Genomic DNA, 1494 nt, shown 5'->3' with positions numbered 1-1494 from the left:
CGATACGCCCTCGTGGAGACTCGCCAACCGCTGAGAACGCTCGATCAGCGCGACGCCGTCTCAAAAGCCGCGTCGCACCGATCTATCGGATTCGCTCGGGCTCAAGTCCGACAGCCTCCTAGGGCGAATCGACGGCGTTATCGGAAAGACAGCTGGACCGTCTCCCGGTTTTCCCCCCTTCGCGCGCCAGGTGCGGACCCCCACCTGCCCGAGATCGCACGCGGCCCTTCTCAGAGACCGTGCCAAAGCGGGGGCTGACGACTGGACTGCTGCTGAGAGTCCAATAAGGCACCTACAATGCGCGCATGGCTTCCGATCCCGGGCAGGCGACCCCCGTCCTTCAACTTCGAATTGCTCTGCGCGGCCTGAGCCCACCGGTTTGGCAACGTGTCCTCGTTCCCGAGCATTTGACGCTCGGGCAATTGCACAATGTCATCCAGGTCATCATGGGCTGGGCCGACAAACATCTGCACGTGTTCAGCATTCGTGGCAGGCGTTACGGCGAAGCTCATGAGCATTTCAAGGCCTTTACCGGCCTCGGCGTGGGCGGAGAAACGGGGATGAGCTATACCAGTGAACGGCAGCGCTGCGATGACCGACACACCAATGGTGCGCGCTCTCGGCGTGGCATGCCGTGGAGTGAGCCCGCACATGAGCCTGGTCCGGGATTCGTCGGCGACAGTGGTGAGCGCAGCGATGCGCATCCCGTTCAGGAGATCGAGTCAACTTCGACGCTTCCCATGGCGCTGCCGTTCACTGACGATTTTGGAGCCGGCCATGGCGATGCGCAAGCGAGACGACGAGGTGTTCCCGAACGCGGCGGGGATCGATGTGGGCGCGTCGAGCCACTGGGTGGCGGTGCCGCGGCATCTGGCCGAGCAAGCCGGCTGCGAGCCGGTCCGCGAACTCGGCGCAATGACCGACGATCTGCACGCGTTGGCGCAATGGCTGTTGTCGCTCGGGGTCGACACGGTAGCGCTGGAGTCCACCGGCGTGTATTGGATCCCGGTATACGAGGTGCTGGAACAGCGCGGCTTGACGGTGTGGCTCGTCGATGCGCGGCAACTCAAGTACGTGCCCGGCCGCAAGAGCGACGTGCTCGACTGCCAGTGGCTGCAGAAACTGATGAGTTTGGGGCTGTTGCGCGCGGCGTGGCGGCCCGGCAACGAGGTGTGCGTGGTGCGCGCGGTGGTGCGCCAGCGCGAGGTGCTGCTCACCGAGCAGGCCAATTGGGTGCAGCGCATGCAGAAGGCGCTGGTGCAGATGAATCTCCAGCTCAGCGAAGTGCTCAGCGACGTCATGGGCATGACCGGCCAGGCCATCGTCCGGGCGATTGTGGCGGGCGAGCGTGACCCCCAAGTGCTGGCGCGGCACCGCTATGGGCGAATTAAGGCCAGCGAGCGCGACATCGAACGCGCGCTGACCGGCAACTGGCGCGAGGAACACCTGTTCGTGCTCACGCAGGCCTTGGCGATGTTCGACACTCTGGCCCAG

At 64.7% G+C, this 1494-nt stretch carries 1 protein-coding gene and 1 pseudogene; both read left to right on the top strand.

The window, feature by feature from the left end; translation table 11 throughout:
* Positions 1-305: 305 nt before the first annotated feature.
* A pseudogene (locus tag DN412_RS46220) lies at positions 306-458 on the top strand (IS1096 element passenger TnpR family protein); the annotation flags it as partial.
* A gap of 319 nt (positions 459-777) precedes the next feature.
* A partial coding sequence (locus DN412_RS42795; protein ID WP_115216987.1) for an IS110 family RNA-guided transposase occupies positions 778-1494 on the top strand: 717 nt, incomplete at its 3' end.

The sequence above is a fragment of the Cupriavidus lacunae genome (assembly GCF_003353055.1).
Classification (GTDB): domain Bacteria; phylum Pseudomonadota; class Gammaproteobacteria; order Burkholderiales; family Burkholderiaceae; genus Cupriavidus; species Cupriavidus lacunae.
This window is presented reverse-complemented; position numbering and strand designations above follow the sequence as displayed.